This is a genomic window from Microbacterium sp. RU33B (assembly GCF_900155915.1).
Classification (GTDB): Bacteria; Actinomycetota; Actinomycetes; order Actinomycetales; family Microbacteriaceae; genus Microbacterium.
The window spans coordinates 671562-695399 of record NZ_FTPO01000001.1 but is presented as its reverse complement, the minus strand read 5'-3'; the positions used below and the strand labels follow the sequence as shown (position 1 = coordinate 695399).

Sequence of the window (23838 nt, the reverse complement as noted above, 5' to 3'; positions counted from 1 at the left end):
CGCCGAAGCCGGGGGACGCGGCATCCGTGCGTCGACTAGGCGATCCCGGCGGCGTCTTCCGCCTCGGGCGCGGCCGGCACGACCGTGATGCCGTGGAGCACTTCGAGCGCAGCGTGAACCTCGTCGATGCGTCCTTCGGCGGCCAGCTCGCGGATGCGCACCGACGGGCCGTGCAGGATGACGCCGGCCAGGTGCCGGAGAGCGGCCTCGGTCTCCTCGCCCGCCCCGCGCGAGCGGGCACGGGCGATCTCGGCTTCGAGCACGGCGTGGGCCTCGGCCCGCAGCACGGTGATGGCCGGGGCCGCCGTGATGTCGGCGGCGAACTCGGCTGCGGCATCGCCCACGAGAGTGCGGGCGTGGTCGTGCGCGTCGAACTGCTCGAGGGGGGCGTGGAGCTTGATCGTCTCGAGATCGAGGAGCTCGACACCGGCGACGCCGGCGACATCCGGATCGACGTTCCGCGGCAGGCCGAGGTCGATCACCAGCAGCCGCCGGCCGGGCGTCAGGGCGTCGGCGTGCACGACGGCCTCGGTCGTGCACGTGATGACGACATCGGCGCGGGACGCGGCATCCGGGAAGGACTCCTCCACGAGGAGACCGTGCGAGGCCGCGAACGCCCCCGCCCGACCCGACGGCGAGAACACGCGGATGTCGGTGGCGCCGAGAGCCCGGACGGCTCCGACGGTCTTGCCCGCGTACCGGCCCGTTCCCACGACCAGGACCCGGGTCGTCGACCAGTCTGCCACCCGCGAGTCCGCCAGCTGGAGGGCGAGCCGCACGAGCGAGCGGTGCGCACCGCCGAGCGCGGTGCGGCCGCGCACGCCGCGGCTGGTGTGCGTCGCCTTCTGGAAGAGGCGCTCCAGGGCACGGCTCGTGGTGCCGCCGGCCCGTGCCGTGTCGAGCGCGCGCCCGACCTGGCCGGAGATCTCCTCCTCGCCCACGACGATCGACTCGAGACCGCTCGTCACGGCGAAGAGGTGGCTTGCGACGTCGTTGCCGCGGTGCACCGACACCGACGCGCGGAGGATGCCGGCATCCAGATCGCTCGCCTCCGCCAGTGCCTCCACGACGGACTCGAGCGCGACCGCCTCGCCTCCGGTGAGTGGCTCGTCGAAATCGAGATACGCCTCGAAACGGTTGCAGGTGGCGAGCACGACGGCTCCCGAGACGAAGAGCTCCTCGTCGACGAGGGCGCGCGTCGCAGCGGGGGCGCCGATCGACAGACGCTCCAGCACGTCGAACGACGCGTTGCGATGACTCGCACTGAGACACAGGAGCACGTGCCTAATCTTAACGCTGTGAACTCCCACTCGGCTCCGTCCCCGTCCGCAGACCGTCATACCGACTCCCGGCTCGTCCGTGCGTACCGCGCCGACAGGCCGGAGGTGACGCCGGTCTGGTTCATGCGGCAGGCGGGGCGATCCCTCCCCGAGTACCGGGAACTCCGGGTCGGCACAGACATGCTCGACGCCTGCCTCGACCCCGGGATGGCGAGCGAGATCACGCTGCAGCCCGTGCGCCGGCACGGCGTGGACGCCGCGATCTTCTTCAGCGACATCGTGATCCCGGTGCGGCTCGCAGGAGTCGACGTCACGATCGTCCCCGGTCGCGGTCCCGTGCTCGAGTCTCCGGTTCGGTCCGCGGCGGATGTCGCGGCGCTGCCTCCGCTCGACCCCGCCGCACTCCAGCCCATCCGCGACGCGGTCGCACTCACGGTCGCACAGCTCGGAGCGACCCCGCTCATCGGCTTCGCGGGCGCGCCCTACACGCTCGCCTCGTACCTCGTCGAAGGCGGTCCGTCACGCGAGCAGCTGCGCACGCGGGCCCTCATGAAATCCGACCCGGAGACGTGGAACGCCCTCCTCGCGTGGACGGCGACCATCACCGGCGCTTTCCTCGAGGCCCAGGTCGCCGCCGGGGCATCGGCGGCGCAGCTCTTCGACTCGTGGGCCGGATCGCTCAGCGTCGCCGATTACCGGAGCCACGTCCTCGCCCATTCGGCTGCGGCGATCGGTCCGGCGAAGGCGCTGGGCGTGCCGATCGTGCACTTCGGCGTGGGCACGGGCGAACTGCTCACGTCGATGCGCGAGATCGGCGCCGACGTGATGGGCGTCGACTGGCGGCTTCCGCTCGACGAGGCCTCGCGCCGGCTCGGCGGCGACATCCCCCTGCAGGGCAACATCGACCCGGCTCTCCTCGAGGCCCCCTGGCCGGTGCTCGAGGCCCACGTGCTCGATGTGCTCGACCGCGGCCGCGCCGCGCCGGCGCACGTGCTCAACCTCGGACACGGCGTGCCGCCCGAGACCGACCCCGGAGTGCTCACGCGCATCGTCGAGCTCGTGCATGCCCGCTCCTGACGTCGAGGTCGTGGGCGGCGGGGTTGCCGGCCTCGTCGTCGCGCGCCGCCTCGCGCTGGGCGGCGCCTCCGTCGTGCTGCACGAGTCGTCGCAGCAGCTCGGGGGCACCGTCGCCGCGCACACCGTCGGCGGGATAGAGCTGGATGCCGGCGCCGAGAGCTTCGCGGTGCGCGGCGGGTACGTCGCGGCGCTGCTCGCGGAGCTCGGGCTCGACGGCGACATCGTCCTGCCGCGGCCCGGGCCGGCGTGGCTGCAGCCGGCGGTCGGCCCGGCCGCACCCCTCCCCGCCACGAGCGTGCTCGGCATCCCCGGCGATCCGCTCGCTCCCGACGTCGCGGCAGTCATCGGCGCCCCGGCGGCGGCTCTGGCGGCCGAACTCGACCGCGCACCGCTCGGCGACGTGCCCGACGACCTCGCCGCGCTCGTGCGAGCCCGGATGGGAGAGGCCGTGCTCGCGGAGCTCGTCGCCCCCGTCGTCCGCGGCGTGCACTCCCGTCGCGCCGACGAGGTCGGGCTCGCTCTCGCGCATCCCCGGCTGCGCGAGGCCCTCGACGCCCACGGGTCGCTCGGCGCCGCCGTCCTCGCGCTGCGCGCCGCCGCGCCGGCCGGCTCCGCCGTCGCGGGTCTGCGTGGCGGCATCCATCGCCTTCCCGCGGCGCTGGGCGGCGATCTCGCGCGCCTCGGCGTCGACGTGCAACTCGGTTCGCACGTCGACGACGTCCGCGCGCTGCGCGGCACCGTGGTCGCGGCGGCACCCGGTGTCGCGGCACCGGCGCAACCGGGGCGCGACATCGTGCTCGTGACCCTCGTCGTCGAGCAGAGTGCGCTCGATTCCGCGCCGCGCGGCAGCGGACTTCTCGTCGCCGACGGCGCACCCGGCATCCGGGCGCGCGCACTCACGCACGCGACGGCGAAGTGGGCGTGGCTGCGGGAGGTCACGGGCGGACTCCACGTGCTGCGGCTGTCGTACGACGACGACCCCGGCGCGCACGTCGCGACGGCGCGGGCGGATGCCGCGGACCTCCTCGGCGTGGAGCTGCCGCGTGCGTCGGTGATCGACGCCGCTCGCGTCACGTGGACCCGGCCCGCCGCGGCATCCGGTGCCCCCGCCATGATCGTCGTCGGCGAGACCGTCGCAGGGTCGGGGCTCGCCGGCATCGTGGCGCACGCCGAGACGACCGCGGTCAACCTTCTCGCTTCCTGAAGCTTTTCCGGAACTGACCGGCCGATTAGCACGCCGTGCGATGTCGGGTGAGGATGGAGGCATGAGCACGATCCCGCAGTCCGCCCCCGCCGCATCCGAGAAGCTCGGGTACACCCTCTGGGCGGTGTTCCGTCGCGATCCCGCGAAGCCCGCGACGGGGATGGACCTGGCCGATGCCGCTCGGCAGGTCGAGGACTCCGGCGTCACGATCCGCGGCTGGTACGACGTCTCGGGCCTGCGCGCCGACGCCGACCTGATGGTGTGGCTCCACTCCGACCTCGACGCGGGCACCGGTCCGGAGGTGCTGCAGTCGGCTCTGCGCACCCTGCGGCGCGCGCAGCCCCTCGCCGATCTGCTCCCGGTATGGAACGCGATGGGCGTGCACCGCGAGGCGGAGTTCACGCGCAACCACTCCCCCGCGTTCCTGCGCGGACTTGCCCCCGCGGAGTGGATCACGGTGTACCCGTTCGTCCGCTCGTACGAGTGGTACGTGCTGCCCGACGACGAGCGGCGCACGATGCTCGCCGACCACGGCCGCAAGGGCTCCGAGTACCCGCAGGTGCTGAGCAACACCGTGGCCTCGTTCGCCCTCGGCGACTACGAGTGGATCCTGGCCCTCGAGGCACCCGAGCTCGTCGACCTCGTCGACCTCATGCGGCACCTGCGTCAGACCGAAGCGCGCCGGCACGTGCGCGAAGAGGTCCCGTTCTTCACCGGACGCCGCATCGGCCTCGACGAGATCTCCGAGGTGCTCGCGTGACGGCACTGCGCATCGGCACGCGCGGCAGCGCCCTCGCCCTGACGCAGACGGGCACGGTCGCCGACGCCCTGCGCGCGAAGACGGGCGCCGAGACCGAGCTCGTCACGATCACGACCGACGGCGACCGCAGCCGCGAACCCCTGTCGCGCGCAGGAGGCACGGGCCTGTTCACGGGGGCCCTCCGCGACGCGCTGCTCGCGGGCGAGTGCGACGTCATCGTGCACTCGTTCAAGGACCTGCCGACGGCCCCGCACCCCGACCTCGTCGTGGGCGCGGTTCCGAAGCGCGAAGACGCTCGAGACGCGCTCGTCGCCCGCGACGGCCTCACCCTAGAGACCCTGCCCGAAGGCGCCCGCGTGGGCACGGGCTCGCCGCGACGCGTCGCCCAGCTGAAGGCGCGACGACCCGATCTCGACGTCGTCGACATCCGCGGCAACGTCGACACCCGCCTGGGCTTCGTGGCGAACGGCGAGCTGGATGCCGTCGTCCTCGCCGCCGCCGGGCTCACCCGCCTCCACCGGCTCGACGCCGTCACCGAGTTCCTCGACCTCGTCCGCTGGCCCACCGCGCCCGGTCAGGGTGCGCTCGCGATCGAGGTGCGCCGCGGGGAGGAGCCCCGTGTGAAGGCGCTCGATCACCCGTCGAGCAGAGCCACGGCGGACGCCGAGCGCCACGTGCTCGCGCTCCTCGAGGCGGGCTGCTCCGCCCCCGTGGGCGCGCACGCGCTCATCGACGCCGAGCTCATCCTGCTCTCCGCCCGCGTCTACAGCGCCGACGGCACGCAGCGGCTGACGGCCGCGCACGGCGCCTACTGGCCCGACCGCGACGCTCCGCGGGAGATCGCCGAGCGCGCCGCGTCCGAGCTGCTCGCCGCCGGAGCCGCCGACCTGATGGGAGACCGTCCATGACCCTGCGTCCTCGTCGCCTGCGCGCGACGCCCGCGATGCGCCGCCTCGTGAGCGAGACCCTGCTGCACCCTGCCGACCTCGTGCTGCCGATGTTCGTGCGCGAGGGCGCCGGGGCGCCCGTGCCGATCTCGTCGATGCCCGGAGTCGTGCAGCACTCGCTCGATTCGCTGCGCGCCGCGCTCGTCGCCGCCGCCGAGGCGGGGGTCGGCGGCGTCATGCTGTTCGGCGTGCCCGAGCACAAAGACGCCATCGGCTCGGGCGCGACCGACCCCGACGGCATCCTGAACGTCGCGACGCGTGCCGCCGTGGAGGAGGTGGGCGGTGCGCTCGTCGTGCAGACCGACCTGTGCCTCGACGAGTTCACCGATCACGGGCACTGCGGCGTGCTCGACGCGGAGGGGCGCGTCGACAACGACGCGACGCTCGAGCGGTACCGCGACATGGCGCTGGCTCAGGCGTCGGCGGGCTCGGCGCTGCTCGGGCTCTCCGGCATGATGGACGGCCAGGTGGCGGCGGTCCGCGACGCGCTCGACACCGACGGCTTCGCCGGCAACCCGATCCTGGGTTACGCGGCGAAGTACGCTTCGGCCTTCTACGGCCCGTTCCGCGAAGCCGTGCAGTCGTCGCTCGTCGGCGACCGCCGCACGTACCAGCTCGACCCCGCCAATCGCCGCGAGGGTCTCCGCGAGATCGATCTCGATGTCGCCGAGGGAGCCGACATCGTCATGGTGAAGCCGGCGATGTCGTACCTCGACGTGCTGGCGGATGCCGCGGCGGCCTCGCCCGTCCCCGTCTGGGCGTACCAGGTGTCGGGCGAGTACGCGATGATCGAGGCGGCCGCCGCCCACGGATGGATCGACCGGCGCCGGGCCGTGGAGGAGTCGGTGCTGAGCATCCGGCGGGCGGGAGCGGATGCCGTGCTGACCTACTGGGCGACCGAGCTGGCGGGATGGCTGCGATGACCCCCACGAATGCCGAGGAGTTCGCCCGCGCGCGTGCGGCCATGCCGGGCGGCGTGAGTTCGCCCGTGCGCGCGTTCGGCTCGGTGCAGACCACGCCGCGCTTCTTCGTGTCGGCGGCGGGACCGTACGTGACCGACGTCGAGGGACGTGAGTACGTCGACCTCGTCGGGTCGTGGGGTCCGGCCATCCTCGGGCACGCGCATCCCGCCGTCGTCCAGGTGGTGCAGGATGCCGCGACGCGCGGCCTCGGGTTCGGGGCCTCGACGCCGGGTGAGACCCAGCTCGCCGAGCTCATCCGCGACCGCGTCGTCCGCGACGGCGTCGACGGACCGATCGAGAAGCTGCGGCTGGTCTCGACGGGCACCGAGGCGACCATGACGGCGATCCGCCTGGCGCGCGGCGCGACCGGACGCGACCTCGTCGTGAAGTTCGCCGGCCACTATCACGGCCACTCCGACGGCCTGCTCGCCGAAGCGGGGTCGGGCGTCGCGACCCTCGCCCTGCCGGGGTCGGCCGGCGTCCCCGCCGCGATCGCCGCACAGACCCTCGTGCTGCCGTACAACGACCTCGATGCGATCCGCGAGGTCTTCGCGGCCCGCGGCGACGAGATCGCCGCGGTCATCGTCGAGGCCTCCGCGGCCAACATGGGCGTCGTGCCGCCCGCGCCGGGCTTCAACTCCGCGCTCGCCGACATCGCGCACGCGCACGGCGCCCTGCTCATCGTCGACGAAGTGCTCACGGGCTTCCGCGTCGGATCCGCGGGCTGGTGGGGCATCGACCCCGTGCCGTTCGAGGCCGATCTCCTGACGTTCGGCAAAGTCGTCGGCGGGGGGCTGCCGCTGGCCGCTCTCGGCGGACGCTCCGAGATCATGGACCTCCTCGCGCCCCTCGGCCCGGTGTACCAGGCGGGCACGCTGAGCGGCAATCCGCTCGCCGTCGCCGCGGGCCTGGCGACCCTGCAGCACCTCGACGCGGAGGCGTACGCCCGCATCGACGCGGGCGCCGACACGATCGCGGACGCCGCGTCGTCCGCCCTCGCCGCGGAAGGCGTGACGCACGTCGTCCAGCGCGCCGGCAACCTGTTCTCGATCGTCTTCGCCGGCACCGCGCCCCGCGACTACGACGAGGTCAAGGCGCAGGACGCGTTCCGGTACCCGCCCTTCTTCCGCGCGATGCTCGAGGCGGGTGTCTCGCTGCCGCCGTCGGTGTTCGAGGCCTGGTTCGTCTCCTCATCCCACGACGACGCGGCGATCTCCCGCATCCTCGACGCGCTTCCCGCCGCCGCGCGCGCCGCAGCCTCCGCGACCGCCTGACCGGCCTGACCGGCCTGCTGACCGGCATTCGGCCTCACCGGCGTTCAGCGGGCTCGTCGACAATGTAGGAAGACTCGCCGGGCGCGGCATCCTGAGCTCGCTCAGACCACGGAAACTCCTACGGTTCTCGACACGAGTCGGCGGCCACCACGGTGGCCGCTGAGGAGTCCTCCTACGGCCGCGAGAACGGCAGACGGATTCCACATGACGTCTTCGCCGATCACGCGCAGTACGGCGTAGCCCCGTTCGGCGAGCGCCCGGTCGCGACGTCTGTCCTCCCGCTGTGCCTCCCATGTGGAGTGGTGCGCCCGGCTGTCGCACTCGATCACGAGCCAGCCATCGACCACGAAGTCGACACGGCCGACGCCTGGCACCGATACCTGGATCCTCGAAGCGGCATCCGAGCGACATCAATATCAGCCGGAGCAGCGACTCCGGGCCGGATTCGGCTCGCGGATCGATGAGCTTCCGCAGCATCCGGTACCGGCGGGGCAGTGCAGCGAACAGAGCGTCGAGGTCGTCGCTGTGCAGTACGCCGAGACGAAGTGCCGAGTCGATCGTGGCCACGGATGCGCGCGGCGTCTGACAGCGCACGGCCTGCACGAGCGCGTCGAAGGGCTCTACCGAGAGCGATCGAGGATGTGGGCTCCGGGACAGCTCGCGCCAATGGAGCGTGACAGGACGTCCGATCCGCCGGTGGCGCGGCGCATTCGCCGGGACGTGCACGTGGAGCGGACCTTCCTCCAGCACGAATACTCCGAGCCGGGCAAGCTCCGACAGGCACGTCAGCCGACCGCCGACGCGCCCCGCGGCCAGGCAACCCTCTGCCGTGTCGGCCGGCGCGAAGACGCCACCCCGCAACCGCATCAGGGCACCCGAATCGACGGCCGCTCGAATGCGGCGGTCTGTCCAGCCAGCGGCCAAGAGGTCGACGCGACGATGCAGGGCCGGCGTCGTTCGGAACGAGGTCATGCTGAAGTGTCCGAGCCCTCCGGCCGGACCTCCCGGCCGGGTCGGCAGATCCGGGGAACATCCCGACGGGGCGGTGGCTGTGGAGGAGGCCTCGGGCAGCTCGGACCGATCCGTGCCGCCGAAGACCGGCGATCTCGGCGGCGTGGTGGTGGGAGATCGTAGGAGAAACACGACGACGGGGGCCGTCGGCGGCGCAACAGCGGCTGTCTCCTACATCCTCGACATGCCTTCGCCGAGGTGCGGAGAGGCCACGGAGACGTCGCAGCCCGGGCACGTCCGGTGACGCAGAAAACCCCCGCCGAAGCGGGGGCTTTCTGGATTCCGGTGGACCTAAGGGGATTTGAACCCCTGACCTCCTCGATGCGAACGAGGCGCGCTACCAACTGCGCCATAGGCCCGTGAACCTCGTTCAGGTTATCACGGTCGCGGAGCCGGTTCGAATCGACGGAGGGCAGGATGGAGGCATGCTCCTCCCTCCCCGCATCACCGCGCTGCGCGGCATCCGGCTCGATGACACCCCCGGCCTGCACGACGTCCTGATCCACGATGACGGCCTGATCGGGTCGATCGAACCCGCATCCGACGCGCCGGTCGGGGCGACCGAGATCGACGGACGCGGGCTCCTCGCCCTCCCCGGACTGGTCAACGCCCACGCGCACGTCGACAAGTCGTGGTGGGGCCTTCCGTGGCAGTCCTACGGCGGCGAGGGCGGTACCGACGGGCGGATCCGGCACGAGCGGGCGCGCCGCGACGAGCTCGGCATCCCGGGCGTCGAGGTCACCCGCCGGGTGCTGGCCGAACTCGTGCGGCACGGCACCACGGGCCTGCGCACCCACGTCGACGTCGACCTCGGCATCGGCCTGCGCGGCATCGACGTCGTGCGCGAAGCGCTCGCCGACTACGGGGATGCCCTCACCAGCGAGATCGTCGCGTTCCCTCAGGACGGCGTCCTGCGCCGGCCGGGGACGATCGAGCTGCTCGCGGAGGCGGCGGCAGCGGGTGTCGAGCACATCGGAGGACTCGACCCGGCCGGGATCGACCGCGATCCGGTCGGACAGCTCGATGCGATCATGGCCATCGCCGCCGATCACGGCACCGGCATCGACATCCACCTGCACGACGGCGGCGAGCTCGGGACTTTCCAGTTCGACCTCATCCTCGATCGCACCGAATCCCTGGGCCTGCAGGGCCGGGTCACCATCGCGCACGGCTTCGCGATCGCGCAGACGGATGCCGCGCGCCGCCGGGATCTGCTGCAGCGGATGGCCGGGCTCGACGTGAGCATGACGACCGTGGCGCCGCTGCGGCTGCCCCAGCTGCCGCTGCACGAGTTCGATGCGGCCGGTGTGCGGTTCGCGTTCGGCACTGACGGCATCCGGGATCTGTGGAGCCCCTACGGCACCGGAGACCTCCTCGGGATCGCCTGGCAGTATGCGCGCTCCGCGGGCCTCGTCCGTGACGAGGACCTCCGCCGGGTCGTCGCGCTGGCGGGCGCGGCCGCCTCGCCGTTCGTCGGTGCGGAGACAGCAGGCCTGGCCGCCGGCGAGCGGGCCGACATCGTGCTGATCGACGCGGAGAACGCGATGGATGCCCTCGTGCGGACTCCCCCGCGCGAGGTCGTGATCGGCGGCGGACACCCCGTGCACCGGGCCTGACCTGCGCGTCGCGCCGAGGCCGGAGTGCGGCTACTGGCCGGAGGCGCGCCGTTCGAGCAGCTGGCGCACATGCGCCTCGATCGCGTCGTCGTCGACGGGTCCGCGGCGGGCGAACTCGGCGGCTGCCGCCTCGTCGCGGGCACGGCGAGCGGCGACGATGGAGGGCGGACGCTGGGCCTCCACGCGCTCGCGCAGAGCCTCCTCGCGGGCGGCCTGCCGCAGCGCGTCACGAGCTTCTGCGGCGTCGAGCACCGCTGCGGCGCGCGAACCGGCCGACGCCGTGAGCGGTCGGGGAAGCGATCGGGGCTGCCAGTCGCGGCGATCCGACGGAAGGGCGACGTCCTGCAGGGGCGCTTCGGCGTGCACAGCGACCGCGGTGCGGGCGTCCTGAACGGCGACGGGACGTCCCACTCGGGACATGCGGTGCAGCAGGAGACCGCTCACCGCGGCGAGTCCGGCGCCCACCCACAGCACGGCCTGCGCTCCCGACTGCGCGACGATCGCGATGCCGACGCCGATCACGACGAGGGAGGCGAGGGCCAGCGAGGTCGTGAGCAGGCGAGCACGACGCCGCGCACGCGCGCGACGGGCGGCGGGAAGGGCACGGGCCGAGGCGAGCTCGCGCCGGGCATCTTCGATCCGGGCGGCTTCACGCTCGCGTGCTGCGCGGAGCTCGAGCTCTTCGTGGGCGTTCTGAGCACGCCGTGCGAGCTCTTCGCGCTCGGCGAGCGAGCGACGGGCGATGTCGTCGCGCTCCGCCTGGGCGCGGCGTTCGATCTCGTCGCGCTCGGCCTGGGCGCGGCGGGCGAGCTTCTGCTGCGTGTACGCGGTGCGCGTGTTCAGCTCGATGCGCAGCTCCTCGGGTGTCTCACTCGTCTCGGCGAGGATGCGCAGGGCCTGGTTGAGCCGCACGGCATTGCGCTCCGACGCGTCGTAGCGATGACGGCTCGCCCACGACGGAAGCAGATAGACCAGCCAGAGGAGTACGCAGACGAGGACGATCACCCCGCCACCCAGCACCTGCCCACCCATGTCGTAAACGGTAGGCGACGGCGGAGCACACGCCGCCCCATCCGTGCGCGTGTCGCACTCTCGACATTTACTCGAAGGTTAAGCCCGGCCTCCGACATCCGTCGCGGCGCCCTCGCGGACCAGCAGCGTGGGCCAGCGCCACCCCGATCAGGCGTGGGAGCGGTCGGCGGGCGGGATGCTCGCGGCATCCTGCGGCGCTCGACCCTGCACCCAGCGCTGGAGCACGCCCTCGGGCACCTCTTCGCGCACGAGAGCGAAGGCGTAGTGATCGCGCCAGTCGCCGTCGATGTGGATGTACCGCCGACGCAGGCCCTCGTAGCGGAATCCGAGCTTCTCCACGATGCGCAGACTCGCGAGGTTCTCGGGACGGATGCAGATCTCCATCCGGTGCAGCCGCAGCTCGGTGAAGCAGATGTCGGTGGCCATCGCGACCGCGGTGGGGGTGATGTCGCGCCCCGCGTACCGCTGACTCACCCAGTAGCCGATGGTCGCCGAGGCGAGCGAACCGCGTGCGACGCCCCACACGTTGAGCTGCCCCGTCACCTCGCCGTCGTACTCCATGACGAAGGGGATGCCGCCGCCGTCGCGATACTGCTGCAGGAGGCGTCGGATGCCGAGTCGCATGTCGAACGACACCGGGCCGTCGGGGCTCGTGGCCTCCCACGGACGCAGCCACGCGCGGTTGCTCAGCAGCTCCTGCTGCAGAACGCGCGCGTCGCGGGGCTTGACGAGCCGGATCGACACGGGACCGTGCCGGCGAGGTGCGATCGGGTCCATCCCACCCCTTTCGTCCTAGAGGGTCGCCGCGAACTCCTTGAACCAGGGGCGCAGCTCCGGACCGAGGTCGTCGCGGTCCGACGCGAGCTGCACGATGGCCTTGATGTAATCCACTCTATCGCCGGTGTCGTAGCGACGACCCCGGAAGACGACTCCGTACACGCCGGGGCCTTCGGGATCGGCCGCCAGCACCTGCAGGGCGTCGGTGAGCTGGATCTCGCCGCCCTTGCCGGGCTCGGTGTGCTCGAGCACATCGAAGATCTCGGGCCCGAGGACGTAGCGCCCGATGATGGCGAGGTTGGACGGTGCGTCTTCCTTGGCGGGCTTCTCGACGAGCCCGGTGACGCGCACGACGTCGTCGGTTCCGGTCTCCTCGACGGCGGCTGCTCCGTACATGTGGATGTGGTCGGGGTCGACCTCCATGAGGGCGATGATCGCCGCTCCCGTGCGCTCGTGCTCGGCCATCATCGTGGTCAGCAGCTCATCGCGCTCGTCGATCAGGTCGTCTCCGAGGAGCACCGCGAACGGCGAGTCGCCCACGTGCGCGCGGGCCCGCAGCACAGCGTGGCCGAGGCCCTTGGGCTCGCCCTGACGCACGAAGTGGATGTCGGCGAGGTCGCTCGATTCGAGCACGCGCAGCAGGCGGGCGTCGTCGCCCTTCTCGCGGAGTTTGACCTCGAGCTCGGGCACGGAGTCGAAGTGGTTCGAGATCGCGTTCTTGTTGCGCCCGATGATGACCAGGATGTCGTCGATGCCGGCGTTGGCCGCTTCTTCGACGACGTACTGGATCGCCGGCTTGTCGACGACCGGGAGCATCTCCTTCGGCATGGCCTTCGTCGCGGGCAGGAATCGGGTACCGAGTCCGGCGGCGGGGATGACGGCCTTGAAGCGCTTGGTGGGCATGGGGCGAGTCTATCCAGTCGCTGTCCCGGCTGCGGAAACGGCGCCCGACGGCGGCGCCTAGAATCAAGGGCATGCCCGACGCGATCGCCAGCGCCAAGCGCGCACTGCGCGCGGATCTGCGCGAGCGCCGTCAGCTCCTCTCCGACAGTGCGCGGGATGCCGCGGCGCTCGGGGTCCAGCAGCAGCTCGACGCCCTGGTCGACCGACTCGGGGCGCGCTCCGTGTCGTGCTTCCTGTCCACGACCACCGAGCCCGGCACTCGAGGATTCGTCCGGGCGGCCGTGGCGCGCGGCATCCGCGTCCTCCTGCCCATCACGCGCGCGGACGGCCTGCTGGACTGGTCTCCCGCGTCGCTGGAGGGCGAGATCACGGAGGGCCTGCTCGGGATGCCGGAGCCCGTCGGAGAGCTCCTGGGCCCCATCGCCGTAGGCGACGTCGACCTCATGATCATCCCCGCGGCAGCCGTCGATTCGATCGGGATGCGGCTGGGATGGGGCCGCGGCTACTTCGACAAGACCATCGGCTCGATGGAGCGCTGCCCGCCCGTGTACGCCGTCGTGTTCGACTCCGAGATCCTCGACGAGGTTCCCTCCGATGTGCGCGACGAGCGCGTCAGCGGAGTCGTCACCCCGACCCGCACCCTCGCCTTCCCCGCCTCGCGGCGCTGATCCCACCACAGGAAGCTCATGCCCACCTACGCCTACGCCTGCAAGCAGTGCGGACACCGCTTCGACGCGGTGCAGTCCTTCGCCGATCCGACGCTGACCGAATGCCCCGAATGCGGCGGCGCGCTGCGCAAGGAGTACGGCTCGATCGGCGTGACGTTCAACGGATCGGGCTTCTACCGCACCGACTCCCGCGCGGCGGCGGGCTCGACCGCCGGCTCCGGCTCGTCGACCGGCGGCTCGTCGACAGGCGGCTCGTCGGGTGGCGACTCCTCCTCATCTTCGGCATCATCGAAGTCTGAAGCGAAGGCTTCTCCCGCGTCGTCGGGTTCATAGGCCGTCCAGGCCGGAGATTTCAAGGGGGCAGCTCGTGATCCAGGGCTTCAAAGACTTCATCATGCGGGGCAACGTCATCGACCTCGCGGTCGCTGTCGTCATCGGCGCGGCGTTCACCGCACTCGTCAACGCCGTCGTGGCCAGCATCATCGAGCCGATCATCAAGCTCGTGTGGCAGGCCGACGAAAGCGGCAACGTCGGACCGACGGTCAACGGAATCTGGGGACCGGTCACGTTCCCCATCGGCGGCCTCCTGAACGCGGTCATCAGCTTCCTCGCGGTCGCGGTCGTCGTCTACTTCGTCTTCGTCCTCCCGATGAACCACTTCAAGGAGCGCGCTGCGGCCAAGGCCGGCGTCTCGGAGGACGAGGGCGCGAAGGCGCCGACCGAGCAGGAGCTGCTCACGCAGATCCGCGATCTGCTCGAGAAGCAGACCGGCTCCTCGGTCAGCACCACGCCGCCCGCTCCCTGAGTCCTGGGCCGCAGCGGCGCAGCATCCGGTCGCCATGACGGCTCGCAACTCCTCAACGACGGTGTCGTGACGGCGTGTCTCGTCCGGACGCGCCCGGGATGTCGAGATCTTGAGGAGTTGCGAACACGAACGTCTTCCGCGCCGTAGTCAGTAGTGCGGCGGGACGTCCCGTCGCAGCTGCTCGTCGTTCGGACCGGCAGTCCCGGATGCCGTGGGAGCCGCGGCATCCGGCACGTCGTCACCGTCCGCGAAATCGGTGATCGTGCCCTCCACCGGGGTCAGCTTCGCCCGCCGTGCACCGCGAACGCGCTCGATGCGCTGACGCGGGACGGCCGGGGGCTCGGTGTCGTCACTCGCCGGCATCGATGGGCTTGGTCTCCGTGTCGACGGTCGGCGTGTCCTCCGACAGGCCGAGCATGGCGGCGATGCGTCTCGCGACGGCAGCCGGATCGCTGTAGAGATCGAACGAGTGCACGCGCACGTAGTGCCAGCCGAGGCGGCGGAGGATCTGAGGGCGCAGCCGCAGCGATTCGCGCAGCGAGTCACCCGTCGTCTCCGGGTCGCTCTCGACGACGACGGCCTTCCCGCCGTGCTGGGCGACGAGCGGAAGGAGTCCTCGGTAGTCCACGTCGACCGCGATCCCGAGGCGCCGCAGCTCGCGGGCGAGGATGAGCGTGAGCGGGTCGGCGAGGTCTTCGAGGCGGGCCTCGCGGGCTCGAGCGGCGAGCCCCCCCAGGATGCCCATGAGCGTCGCGGCCCCGTGCTCGAGGCGTCCTTCGTCGAAGGCCGACGGCCGGATCGACGACACGATGACCATCGAGCGACGCGCGCGCGTCATCCCGACGGTGAGCAGGCGTTCGCCGTCGGGGGTCGACAGGTCTCCGAAGTCGCTCAGCACCCGACCGTGCTTGGTGAGGCCGAAGCCGAGGGAGAAGATCACGCGGTCGCGACTCTCGGCCACGGACTCTTCGAGGGTCAGCACGGCGAGCGGCTCGGCGGTGTCGCGCGAGACGAAGTCGGCCACGTCCGAGCGCCCGGCGAAGGCGGCCTCGACGGCACCGCGGATGCGCTCCGCGTGCTTCGAGCTCGCGGTGACCACCATGAGCGATTCGGAGCCGCGGTTGACGGCGTGCTCCACGACGAGCGTCACGACACGGGCGACCTCGGCATCCGGGCTCTCGACCGCTCCCGTGATGGGGTCGGGCGCACCCATGCCGCCTTCGACGTAGTCGACGCTGAGGCTGCCGCGTCCGAGGTACGAGCCGGCCCACGGCAGCGACACGATCTCGCCGCCGTAGAACGCGTCGTTGACGAGTTCGGCGAGGTCTTCTCCGCCCGCGCGGTAGCTGCGCGTCAGGGTCGCCACCGGCACGATCTCGGCGAGGCGCTCGAACACGCTCACATCGTCGAAGGGCAGGGCCTCGGGGTCGTCGACCGTGCCGGGCGCGGGGGCCGGGCCGCTCGCGACGCGGAACGGCGTCGGACGCTGGGTGACCGGGTCGCCGAAGACGACGACCTGACGTGCGCGGCGGAGCGCGGGGGCGGCTTCGGCGAGGCAGAGGGCGGCGGCGTCGGCGATCAGCACGACGTCGAACTCGAGGTCGTCGGGGATCTCGGGCACGTCGTACGGCGACGCGATCCACACCGGAGCGATAACGCGCATGACCCGCGGGGCCACGGCGTGCATCTCGGAGGCCGTCGCACCGCCGCGCTTGATCGCCTGCTTCAGCGCCGTCGCCTCGGCCGGTTCGTCGACGATCGCGATGCGCCACTGGGTGGCCAGCTGCGAGGCGAGCAGGGGCCCGGATGCCGCGGCGTGCGCCTGATCGACGAGGCGGTAGTCGCGCTCGAGCCGGTCGACGACGGAGGTGTTCGCGCCGAGGAGCGCGCGGTCGCTGCGCAGCAGGTGCTCGAGCGCCGATTGCCACCAGGCGTACTCGAGCTCGGCCCGCACCTCGTCTTCGGGCACGTGGCGCACGGAGAGCTCGGTGAGCAGGGGCTCGAGACCGAGGTCGGCGAGCTCCGCGCGCAGGGTCGCGCGCTCGACGAGGTTGTCGAACACGTCGGATTCGGCGGCCAGTCCCGCCAGGATGCGCACGAGGCGCGCGACGGGCTGCTGCGCGAGGCGCGACGTGCCCGACCGCGAGAGCACTCCGTCGAGAGCGGCCAGATCGGCGTCGACGCGCTGCCATGCGACGAGCACGTCGGCGAGCCCGGTCGGCACTTCAGGGGTGACGCCCTGCGCCGCGACCTTCTGCCACTCGGTGCGCTGGTGCTGGATGCGCACGAGCGCTTCGTGCATGTCGACGATGTGCACGCCCGGGCGCACATACTCCTTCGTGAGCCGCTTGAGCCTGCGCCGGTTGGCCCCGCTCATGTCGGGGGCGTCGCGCCGGCTGCCGTGGGCCTGGATGAGCTCGACCAGCGGCCGCTCGAACACGGTCGGGCTGAAGCGGTCGAGCGAATCGCGGATGCCCTGCAGCAGGCGCAGGTACTCCCCCAGCTGGGCGACCGTCGCGAACGGACGCATGCGCGTCTGGCCGATCAGCTCGTACCCGCGCTCGAGAAGTGCGGGGAGGTCGCGGCGGTGCAGCGACGAGGCGAGCGAGTGGGCGGCGCGGGCATCCTGCGTCGTGGCGAACGACACGCCGTACCAGGGCGAGTCGTCGGGGCCGAAGCGGAACTCGCCGAGGCGTGCCGCGGCGGTGAGCTTGTCGACGGCGGCGCTGCGGGCGCCGGCGAGGCGCTCGAGAGTGGGAAGGTCGAAGCGGGTCTGCGTCGCCGGGGCGCTCGCCCCGGTCAGGGTCGAGAGAGTCCGCAGGATGTCGAGGACCGAGACCCCGAGCCCCGGATGCTGCACCGTGACGGCGCCGCGGTAGTCGCGCAGGACGCCGCGCAGCCGCACGAGGGCGCCGTCGATATCGGACACCTTCGGCTTCTCGGCCTTCTCGTTGCGGCCGATCGCGCGGATGAGGTCGCGCTGCAGGTGCCGGGGCGACACGGCGAGGCCGCCGAGGCCGATGCCGTCGAGGCGATGACGGATGCCTTCGAGCGTCGAGCGGCGCGCGCTCACGACGAGCACCCGCTTGCCGTCGGCCACGAGCGAGCCGAGGGCATTGATGACCGTCTGCGTTCCGCCCGTGCCCGGGAGCGTGTGCACGGCGAGCGAGTGGCCGGCACCGATGCGGGCCAGCACGCCCTCCTGCTCGGCGTCGGCGTCGAGCAGCAGCGTGTCGGCGGCCGGCGAGCGCTCGTCGGGGTTGGTGCGCGCGGGCTCGTCGCGTCGGAGGGCGAGCGCTTCGCGGTCGTCGGGGTGCCCCGCCAGCGCGTTGAGCACGGGGTGGTCGAGGTCGGCGGCATCGCGGGCCATCCCTGCCCCGACATCGGCGAAGGTCGACACGACGAGGCGCGGGTGAACGGTGAACGTGTCGACGGATGCCGTGAGCGCCCGGAGCCGGTCGATCACGGGCTGCGGCTTGAACACCCCGCCGTCGTAGGCGAGGGCCGCCAGCTCCGCGCCGTCGAGCTCCACACCGAGGTGCGTGCGCAGCGCGCGGACGAGCTCGGGGTTGATCGTGAACGCACCGTGCAGCTTCACTTCGAAGTCGGCGTGGTGGCGACGGATCGCGAGAGGGCGCAGCAGCACGGGAGCCGTGCACGACAGCCCGCCGATGCTCCACGAGGCGAGTCCGACAGCGAGGAACACGGCCTCGATGCCCCGGGCCGTGCGCAGTTCGACGTTCTTCGCGGTGATGCGCTCGGCGGCGAGATGGGCGTTGCGCAGCGCGACTTCGTCGCGGAAGAGGTTGGAGAGGAGCGTCGAGCGCCCCGTGAGGAACTGCGGCAGACTGCCCGGGTGCGCCTTCGTGATCTCGATGCCGGCGTCGGCGGTGTCGTCGACGTGCAGGAGCGTCGAGCGGCCGCCGAGATCGGCGGAGAGCTGCCTCAGTCGGTCGCGCTCGGGCTCGGCGACGTGCACCACGGTCACCCCGGGGTCGGAGAGTCCGAGATCACCGGGGAGTACGGATGCCGCGGACCCGGCAACCTCGTCGCCGATCACGGCGCTGCCATCTGCTCGCCACACACGAGTCACCCTAAGCGCCGACCGCGCCGCTCCCCCGCATCCCGGCCGAGTTTCGCGGTATTGCCCGACACGCCGGGTGACCGGCCGTTCCTCCCCACCGCGCTCGCGGGGTCGGCTGTCCCCCGTTCCGGAGGTCTCCCCCGCGGACGGCGCGACACCCCACGAGGATGGATCGCATGACCTCCACCGCGTACCGCGTGCACCCGTCGCCCGTGGGCGACATCCTCATCGTCGCCACCGACGAGGGCATCGTGACCCTCCATCCGCTGCGCGCACCTCTGGGCGTCGAGATCGAACGCCTGGCGCTCGCGCTGCACGCCGTTCCCGAGCACGACGAGTCGGCGGGCGGCGACGTCGACGAACAGCTCGACGAGTACTTCGCCGGTGCGCGGCGCGGCTTCGACGTCGTCCTCGATTGGCGGCTGGTACGCGGATTCACGCGCGCGGCGCTCGAAGCCGTGCGCGACATCCCGTACGGCGAGACCGCGAGCTACGGCGAGGTGGCCATCGCGGCGGGGAGTCCCGGGGCGGCCCGCGCGGTGGGCACGGCCTGCGCCACCACACCGTTCTCCCTCGTCGTGCCTGTGCACCGCGTCGTCCGCTCCGACGGCTCCCTGGGCGAGTACGGCGGGCATCCCGAGATCAAGCGGCTCCTCGTCGACCTCGAGCAGTCGACCGAGGCCCGCGGCGCCGGCGAGTAGGCCGCCGGCACGCGAACGCGGCCCCGGGACGGGAGGTCTCCCTCCCCACCCGGGGCCGCGTGTATGTGCACCGGCCTAGTGTTCGACCGCCTTCTCGGCGCCGTATCCGGTCAGCGAGCGCACATCCATCTCCGCCGCCTTCTCCGGGCTCTCCTTCGCGCGAGAGGTCACCGAACCGAGCCACCCGAGGAAGAAGCCAAGCGGGATCGACACGATGCCCGGGTTGTTGAGCGGCCAGATCGCCACTCCGACGTTCTTGAACACGCTCGTCTCCGTGCCCCAGAACACGGGCGAGAGGATGATGAGGCCGACGGCGGCGATGAGACCGCCGTACATGCTCCACACCGCTCCGCGCGTGGTGAACCTCCGCCAGAACAGGGAATACAGGATCGTCGGAAGGTTCGCCGACGCCGCCACGGCGAACGCGAGCGCCACGAGGAACGCCACGTTCTGGCCCTGCACGCCGATGCCGCCGAGGATCGCGAGCACGCCGATCACGATGACGGTGCGGCGTGCGACCTTGACCTCGCCGTCCGGCGGGACGTTGCCCTTCTTGATGACGTTGGCGTAGATGTCGTGTGCGAACGACGCCGCCGCGGTGATCGCCAGACCCGCCACGACCGCGAGGATCGTCGCGAACGCGACGGCGGAGATGAGACCCATGAGCCACGGTCCGCCGAGCGCCTGCGCGAGCAGCGGTGCGGCGGAATTGACCCCGCCCGGTGCCGCCTTGATCGTCTCCGGCCCGACGAGCGCCCCGGCACCGTAGCCCAGGACGAGCGTCAGGAGGTAGAACAGGCCGATCAGCCAGATCGCCCACACGACCGAGCGACGCGCCTCCTTGGCCGTCGGAACGGTGTAGAAGCGCATGAGCACGTGCGGGAGTCCCGCGGTGCCGAGCACGAGGGCGATCGCGAGGGAGATGAAGTCCCACGGGTTCTTGCCGTACTGCAGCCCGGGCCCGAGGATCGCGTCCTTCGGATCGGTGGTGGAGGCGGCGACGGCGCTCTCGAGCAGCGTGTTGAGGTTGAACCCGTTGATCGCCAGCACCCAGATCGTCATGACGAGCGCGCCGCCGATGAGGAGGAACGCCTTCACGATCTGCACCCAGGTGGTGCCCTTCATGCCGCCCACGAGGACGTACACCACCATGAGGACGCCCACGACCGCGACGACGAGCGACTGCCCGAGCCTGTCGTCGATGCCGAGCAGCAGCGACACGAGTCCACCGGCTCCCGCCATCTGCGCGAGCAGATAGAAGAAGCACACCGCGAGGGTCGTGATGGCCGCGGCCATCCGCACCGGCCCCTGCTTGAGGCGGAACGACAGCACGTCGGCCATCGTGAACTTCCCGGTGTTGCGCATGAGCTCGGCGACGAGCAGCAGCGCGACCAGCCAGGCCACGAGGAATCCGATCGAGTAGAGGAACCCGTCGAACCCGTTGATGGCGATCGCGCCGCAGATGCCCAGGAACGACGCCGCCGAGAGGTAGTCGCCGGAGATCGCGAAGCCGTTCTGCGGTCCGGTGAACGAGCGTCCGGCTGCGTAGTAGTCGGCCGCCGTCTTGCTGTTGCGGCTCGCGCGGATCACGATGATGAGCGTCACGGCGACGAAGCCGCCGAAGATCAGCATGTTCAGCAGCGGATCGTTCTCGACCGTCTGCACGGCCGTGTGCACGGCTCCGAGGAGTTCGTTCATGCGCCCGACTCCACCTTCTCGAGCTCGCCGCGGATCTCCGACGAGATCGGGTCGAGGCGGCGGTTCGCGTAGCTGACGTACCACATCGTGATGACGAAGGTCGTGACGAACTGCCCGAGCCCGAGCAGCAGTCCGATCGTGATGTCGCCCCACACCCTCTGCGCCATGAACTCGGGCGCGAACGAGGCGAGCAGCACGAACGCGAAGTACCAGACGAGGAACGCGACGGCGAGGGGGAAGACGAAGCTGCGATGCTTCTTCTTCAGTTCGACGAACCGCGGCGAGTTCTCCACCGCGACATAGTCGATGCGCCCAGGCGGGGCGGAATCGGTGACAGGTTCGGACATGCGGCCTCCTTGCCGTCTGCACGCGGTGCGACGATGCACCAGCGGGGGAATCCGGCCCGCTGTGGGGCGGGTGCCGGATGGTATCGTCGACGCTACGAACGCGGCGAGGATGCCGTCACCCCCGGAAGTAGGTAGTGCGTGATTTCACCCACGACCAGCGATTCCGATACGCACCTGATGGCGCGCGCCGTGAACGACCTGGTGCGGCGCACGAATCTGCCGGTCGCCTTCGGCGGCTACGAGCAGGACGGCGCCATCCACGTCAGCGCCGTGACCGGTGCCCGCACGAAGCTCCTCGACTCGCTCGTCGTCCGCGCCACCCGCGGCCTCGGCGGCGCCGCCTTCGAGGAGAAGCGGCCGCGCCTGGCGATCGAGTACCGCTCGGCGCGCGGCATCACGCACGACTACGACCACGCCGTGCTGGGCGAGGGCATCTCGACGCTCTTCGCCGTTCCGGTGGTGGTCGCGGGGCGCGCGCGCGGCGTCGTGTACTGCGGCTCGTGGTCGCAGGCGCCGATCGGCGACAACGTCTCACGCTCGGCCTTCGGCGTGGCCGACGAGCTGGCGACCGAGCTGCGGGTGCGCGACGAAGTCGATCGGCGCATGTCGCTCATCGCTCCGAGCGAGTCCGGCTCGGCCGTCACGGGCGCTGCACGTGAAGAGCTCCGCGAGAGCTTCGCCGAGCTGCGCAGCATCGCCGCGAACGTGCAGGATGCCGCGCTGCGCGAGCGGCTCTCCCACCTCGAGCGCCGATTGGCCGCGCTGTCGAGCGACGTCCCCGAGCCCTCGCTCGACATCGACGTGCGGCTGTCGCCGCGCGAGACGGATGTGCTGGCGTGCGCCGCCCTCGGCGCGACGAACGCCGAGATCGGCCAGGCGCTGTCGTTGAAGGAGGGCACGGTGAAGTCGTACCTCCAGTCCGCGATGTCGAAGCTGGATGCCTCGACGCGCCACGCCGCGGTCGCCCGCGCCCGCCGGCTGGGCCTGCTGCCCTGACATCGCGCGCACTCGCACCATCGGGTCTCTAGCCGGGTCGGAGAGGCGCTGACTAGGGTGTCCCCATGGCCCGCAGAATCGTTCACCAGCTCGTCGACGACCTCGACGGCACCATCCTCGAGGTCGGAGACGGCGAGACGGTGCTGTTCTCGCTCGACGGCGTCGCGTACGAGATCGACCTGACCGACGACAACGCGCGGTCGCTGCGCGACGCCTTGGCGCCGTTCGTCGCCGCCGCGCGATCGATCTCAGCCGGGCGGGGCGCGGCGACGTCGCGCGGCTCGTCGTCCGGCTCGGCCGCGGGTCGCCGGCGGACGGGTCAGCAGGACTTCGGCCCGGTGCGGGCCTGGGCGAAGGAGAACGGCTACACGGTGTCGGAGCGCGGGCGGGTGCCGGCATCCGTTCTCGAGGCGTACGACGCGGCGCACTGACACCGCTTGAAGACATCCTCCATGTGGTCTGACCACAAAGGCGGCATCGTTCGTCGCTCGCCTACGACGGATTCGCGGTGACACCGCCGGCCGCGATGCACTGGGGGCATGACCCCTCTGCGCACGCGCTTCGGCGCACTGATCGCCGCCGTAGCCGCGAGCGTGCTCCTGCTCACCGGATGCAGCGCCGCGACGCCGACGCCGACCGCCACGCCGTCGGCTGACGCCGTCATTGCGCCCGCGAACGCCCGCGAGTTCGCACTGCCGTCCGGCGAGGGAGCGGTGGAGATCGCGCTGTGGACCGACCTCTCATGCCCGCACTGCAAATCGCTCGACGAGGCGATCGGCGCCGACCTGCAGCAGTGGGTGACAGCGGGCGAGGTCACCCTCACGATCCACCCGCTCACCTTCGTGAGCGCGAAGCGCGGCGATACGACCGAGTGGTCGACGCGGGCGGCGAATGCCCTGGCGGCCGTGGTCGACGCGGGCGAGGGAGACCGCCTTCCGGCGTTCTACGCGCTTCTCCAGGAGCATCAGGTGACGCAGGACGGTGCCCTCGACGACGAGCAGATCATCGCGCTGGCCGCCGAAGCGGGGGTGCAGGCCGACATCTCCGATGCCGTGACCGGTCAGCGCTTCGCCTCCTGGGCGACGGCGTCGAACGACCACTGGCTCGGTCGCACGATCGACGGCACGGAGCAGGTCGTGCAGGGCGTGCCCATCCTGGTGATCGACGGAACGCCGTTCGAGATCCGCGAGGACGGGACCGACGGCGAGCGCGTCCGAGAGGCCGTGACGGCAGCGCTCGGAGGCTGAGTCAGGGCCCCTCGGCCGGATTGTGCGGTCTCGCCCGCTCGGCGGGTTATGGTTTCCGTGTGGGGACCATCTACTACGGCGGATCGGCGACACCGATCCACATCGAGGACCGCGCTCTCGCGCACCTCAAAGTCGTCATCGCTACCAAGCTCCGCCGCGGGGAGAGCTTCACTGTGTCGTGGCGTCATCCCGAAGACCAGCCGCGCGGCCGGACCACGCTCTGGCTGCACCCCTCGATCCCCCTCCGGTTCGTCTTCGACGACCCTGAACCCGCCGCGCTGAGCCGCCAGTGGATGGACGAGCTGGCGCAGTCGGCCAACTCCTCGGGAGGGATCACCCTCGTCGCGGAGCACTTCGACACCGGCCCGATCGACATCGCCGACGATGCCCCGCAGATCGTGGAAGTCGCCGACAACGACTGACCCGGCATCCGGAGCCGGCACGGCGTA

The 23838-nt window shown here is 71.5% G+C and carries 24 protein-coding genes and 1 tRNA gene; 15 read left to right on the top strand and 10 right to left on the bottom strand.

The window, feature by feature from the left end; translation table 11 throughout:
- Positions 1 to 35: 35 nt before the first annotated feature.
- Positions 36 to 1280, bottom strand: coding sequence for a glutamyl-tRNA reductase (locus B0B14_RS03435; protein WP_076680104.1), 1245 nt, complete (start codon positions 1278 to 1280; stop codon positions 36 to 38).
- Here B0B14_RS03435 and hemE point away from each other — a divergent pair.
- The 6 genes from hemE to hemL all read left to right on the top strand — a co-directional run bounded on the left by hemE (position 1254) and on the right by hemL (position 7504).
- Complete coding sequence (gene hemE / locus B0B14_RS03430) at positions 1254 to 2357, top strand: uroporphyrinogen decarboxylase (RefSeq protein WP_076680103.1); 1104 nt, start codon at positions 1254 to 1256, stop codon at positions 2355 to 2357. The two genes, B0B14_RS03435 and hemE, sit on opposite strands and share 27 nt — an antisense overlap.
- A complete protein-coding gene (locus B0B14_RS03425) occupies positions 2344 to 3561 on the top strand; it encodes a protoporphyrinogen/coproporphyrinogen oxidase (protein ID WP_076680102.1) in 1218 nt (405 codons plus the stop codon). The genes hemE and B0B14_RS03425 overlap by 14 nt, the downstream gene beginning before the upstream one ends.
- Positions 3562 to 3622: 61 nt before the next feature.
- On the top strand, positions 3623 to 4321 hold the full coding sequence (gene hemQ, locus B0B14_RS03420; RefSeq protein WP_076680101.1) for a hydrogen peroxide-dependent heme synthase: 699 nt from the start codon (positions 3623 to 3625) through the stop codon (positions 4319 to 4321).
- Positions 4318 to 5229 (top strand): hydroxymethylbilane synthase, encoded by a 912-nt coding sequence (gene hemC / locus B0B14_RS03415; RefSeq protein ID WP_076680100.1) that lies wholly within the window; start codon positions 4318 to 4320, stop codon positions 5227 to 5229. Before hemQ ends, hemC begins: the two co-directional genes overlap by 4 nt.
- Positions 5226 to 6191, top strand: coding sequence for a porphobilinogen synthase (gene hemB / locus B0B14_RS03410; protein WP_076680099.1), 966 nt, complete (start codon positions 5226 to 5228; stop codon positions 6189 to 6191). The genes hemC and hemB overlap by 4 nt, the downstream gene beginning before the upstream one ends.
- On the top strand, positions 6179 to 7504 hold the full coding sequence (gene hemL / locus B0B14_RS03405) for a glutamate-1-semialdehyde 2,1-aminomutase (RefSeq protein WP_372236629.1): 1326 nt from the start codon (positions 6179 to 6181) through the stop codon (positions 7502 to 7504). Before hemB ends, hemL begins: the two co-directional genes overlap by 13 nt.
- 101 nt (positions 7505 to 7605) lie before the next feature.
- Here the strand turns inward: hemL and B0B14_RS16705 are convergent, their stop codons facing one another.
- Positions 7606 to 7833 (bottom strand): DUF559 domain-containing protein, encoded by a 228-nt coding sequence (locus tag B0B14_RS16705; protein ID WP_256714334.1) that lies wholly within the window; start codon positions 7831 to 7833, stop codon positions 7606 to 7608.
- 968 nt (positions 7834 to 8801) lie between these two features.
- A tRNA-Ala gene (locus B0B14_RS03395) sits at positions 8802 to 8874 on the bottom strand.
- 66 nt (positions 8875 to 8940) lie between these two features.
- Between B0B14_RS03395 and B0B14_RS03390 the strand changes: the two genes are divergently transcribed.
- On the top strand, positions 8941 to 10131 hold the full coding sequence (locus tag B0B14_RS03390; RefSeq protein ID WP_083710309.1) for an amidohydrolase family protein: 1191 nt from the start codon (positions 8941 to 8943) through the stop codon (positions 10129 to 10131).
- A 30-nt stretch (positions 10132 to 10161) separates the two neighbouring features.
- Here the strand turns inward: B0B14_RS03390 and B0B14_RS03385 are convergent, their stop codons facing one another.
- The 3 genes from B0B14_RS03385 to galU all read right to left on the bottom strand — a co-directional run bounded on the left by B0B14_RS03385 (position 10162) and on the right by galU (position 12843).
- The gene (locus B0B14_RS03385) at positions 10162 to 11163 is read right to left on the bottom strand and encodes a large exoprotein (RefSeq protein ID WP_076680097.1); all 1002 of its coding nucleotides are present in this window, start codon (positions 11161 to 11163) and stop codon (positions 10162 to 10164) included.
- Between the two features lie 147 nt (positions 11164 to 11310).
- Positions 11311 to 11940 carry a GNAT family N-acetyltransferase gene (locus B0B14_RS03380; RefSeq protein ID WP_076680096.1) on the bottom strand — a complete coding sequence of 210 codons (630 nt, stop codon included), beginning with the start codon at positions 11938 to 11940 and terminating at the stop codon, positions 11311 to 11313.
- A 15-nt stretch (positions 11941 to 11955) separates the two neighbouring features.
- Positions 11956 to 12843 (bottom strand): UTP--glucose-1-phosphate uridylyltransferase GalU, encoded by an 888-nt coding sequence (gene galU, locus B0B14_RS03375; RefSeq protein ID WP_076680095.1) that lies wholly within the window; start codon positions 12841 to 12843, stop codon positions 11956 to 11958.
- A 71-nt stretch (positions 12844 to 12914) separates the two neighbouring features.
- Here galU and B0B14_RS03370 point away from each other — a divergent pair, with 71 nt between their 5' ends.
- From B0B14_RS03370 to mscL, 3 genes are read left to right on the top strand one after another with little or no spacing between them, the layout of a single operon-like run.
- Complete coding sequence (locus B0B14_RS03370; RefSeq protein WP_076680094.1) at positions 12915 to 13511, top strand: 5-formyltetrahydrofolate cyclo-ligase; 597 nt, start codon at positions 12915 to 12917, stop codon at positions 13509 to 13511.
- An 18-nt stretch (positions 13512 to 13529) separates the two neighbouring features.
- Complete coding sequence (locus B0B14_RS03365; RefSeq protein ID WP_076680093.1) at positions 13530 to 13844, top strand: FmdB family zinc ribbon protein; 315 nt, start codon at positions 13530 to 13532, stop codon at positions 13842 to 13844.
- 34 nt (positions 13845 to 13878) lie between these two features.
- Positions 13879 to 14316, top strand: coding sequence for a large conductance mechanosensitive channel protein MscL (gene mscL, locus B0B14_RS03360; protein WP_076680092.1), 438 nt, complete (start codon positions 13879 to 13881; stop codon positions 14314 to 14316).
- Positions 14317 to 14463: 147 nt separating this feature from the next.
- Here the strand turns inward: mscL and B0B14_RS03355 are convergent, their stop codons facing one another.
- On the bottom strand, positions 14464 to 14679 hold the full coding sequence (locus B0B14_RS03355) for a hypothetical protein (protein WP_076680091.1): 216 nt from the start codon (positions 14677 to 14679) through the stop codon (positions 14464 to 14466).
- Positions 14666 to 18400 carry an AAA family ATPase gene (locus B0B14_RS03350; protein ID WP_256714236.1) on the bottom strand — a complete coding sequence of 1245 codons (3735 nt, stop codon included), beginning with the start codon at positions 18398 to 18400 and terminating at the stop codon, positions 14666 to 14668. The genes B0B14_RS03355 and B0B14_RS03350 overlap by 14 nt, the downstream gene beginning before the upstream one ends.
- 176 nt (positions 18401 to 18576) lie before the next feature.
- Between B0B14_RS03350 and B0B14_RS03345 the strand changes: the two genes are divergently transcribed.
- Positions 18577 to 19101 carry a methylated-DNA--[protein]-cysteine S-methyltransferase gene (locus tag B0B14_RS03345; protein ID WP_076680090.1) on the top strand — a complete coding sequence of 175 codons (525 nt, stop codon included), beginning with the start codon at positions 18577 to 18579 and terminating at the stop codon, positions 19099 to 19101.
- A gap of 75 nt (positions 19102 to 19176) precedes the next feature.
- Here the strand turns inward: B0B14_RS03345 and B0B14_RS03340 are convergent, their stop codons facing one another.
- Complete coding sequence (locus B0B14_RS03340) at positions 19177 to 20799, bottom strand: solute symporter family protein (RefSeq protein ID WP_076680089.1); 1623 nt, start codon at positions 20797 to 20799, stop codon at positions 19177 to 19179.
- Complete coding sequence (locus B0B14_RS03335) at positions 20796 to 21146, bottom strand: DUF485 domain-containing protein (protein WP_076680088.1); 351 nt, start codon at positions 21144 to 21146, stop codon at positions 20796 to 20798. The genes B0B14_RS03340 and B0B14_RS03335 overlap by 4 nt, the downstream gene beginning before the upstream one ends.
- A 138-nt stretch (positions 21147 to 21284) precedes the next feature.
- On the opposite strand from B0B14_RS03335, the gene B0B14_RS03330 reads away from it, so the two are divergent.
- The 4 genes from B0B14_RS03330 (at position 21285) to B0B14_RS03315 (ending at position 23811) form a co-directional block, all read left to right on the top strand.
- On the top strand, positions 21285 to 22142 hold the full coding sequence (locus B0B14_RS03330; protein ID WP_372236628.1) for a helix-turn-helix transcriptional regulator: 858 nt from the start codon (positions 21285 to 21287) through the stop codon (positions 22140 to 22142).
- Positions 22143 to 22207: 65 nt separating this feature from the next.
- Entirely contained in the window at positions 22208 to 22573 is a 366-nt protein-coding gene (locus tag B0B14_RS03325) for a histone-like nucleoid-structuring protein Lsr2 (RefSeq protein ID WP_076680086.1), read from the top strand.
- Between the two features lie 108 nt (positions 22574 to 22681).
- Complete coding sequence (locus B0B14_RS03320; protein WP_076680085.1) at positions 22682 to 23389, top strand: DsbA family protein; 708 nt, start codon at positions 22682 to 22684, stop codon at positions 23387 to 23389.
- Positions 23390 to 23448: 59 nt separating this feature from the next.
- Positions 23449 to 23811, top strand: coding sequence for a DUF7882 family protein (locus B0B14_RS03315; protein ID WP_076680084.1), 363 nt, complete (start codon positions 23449 to 23451; stop codon positions 23809 to 23811).
- The last annotated feature ends 27 nt before the right edge of the window (positions 23812 to 23838 follow it).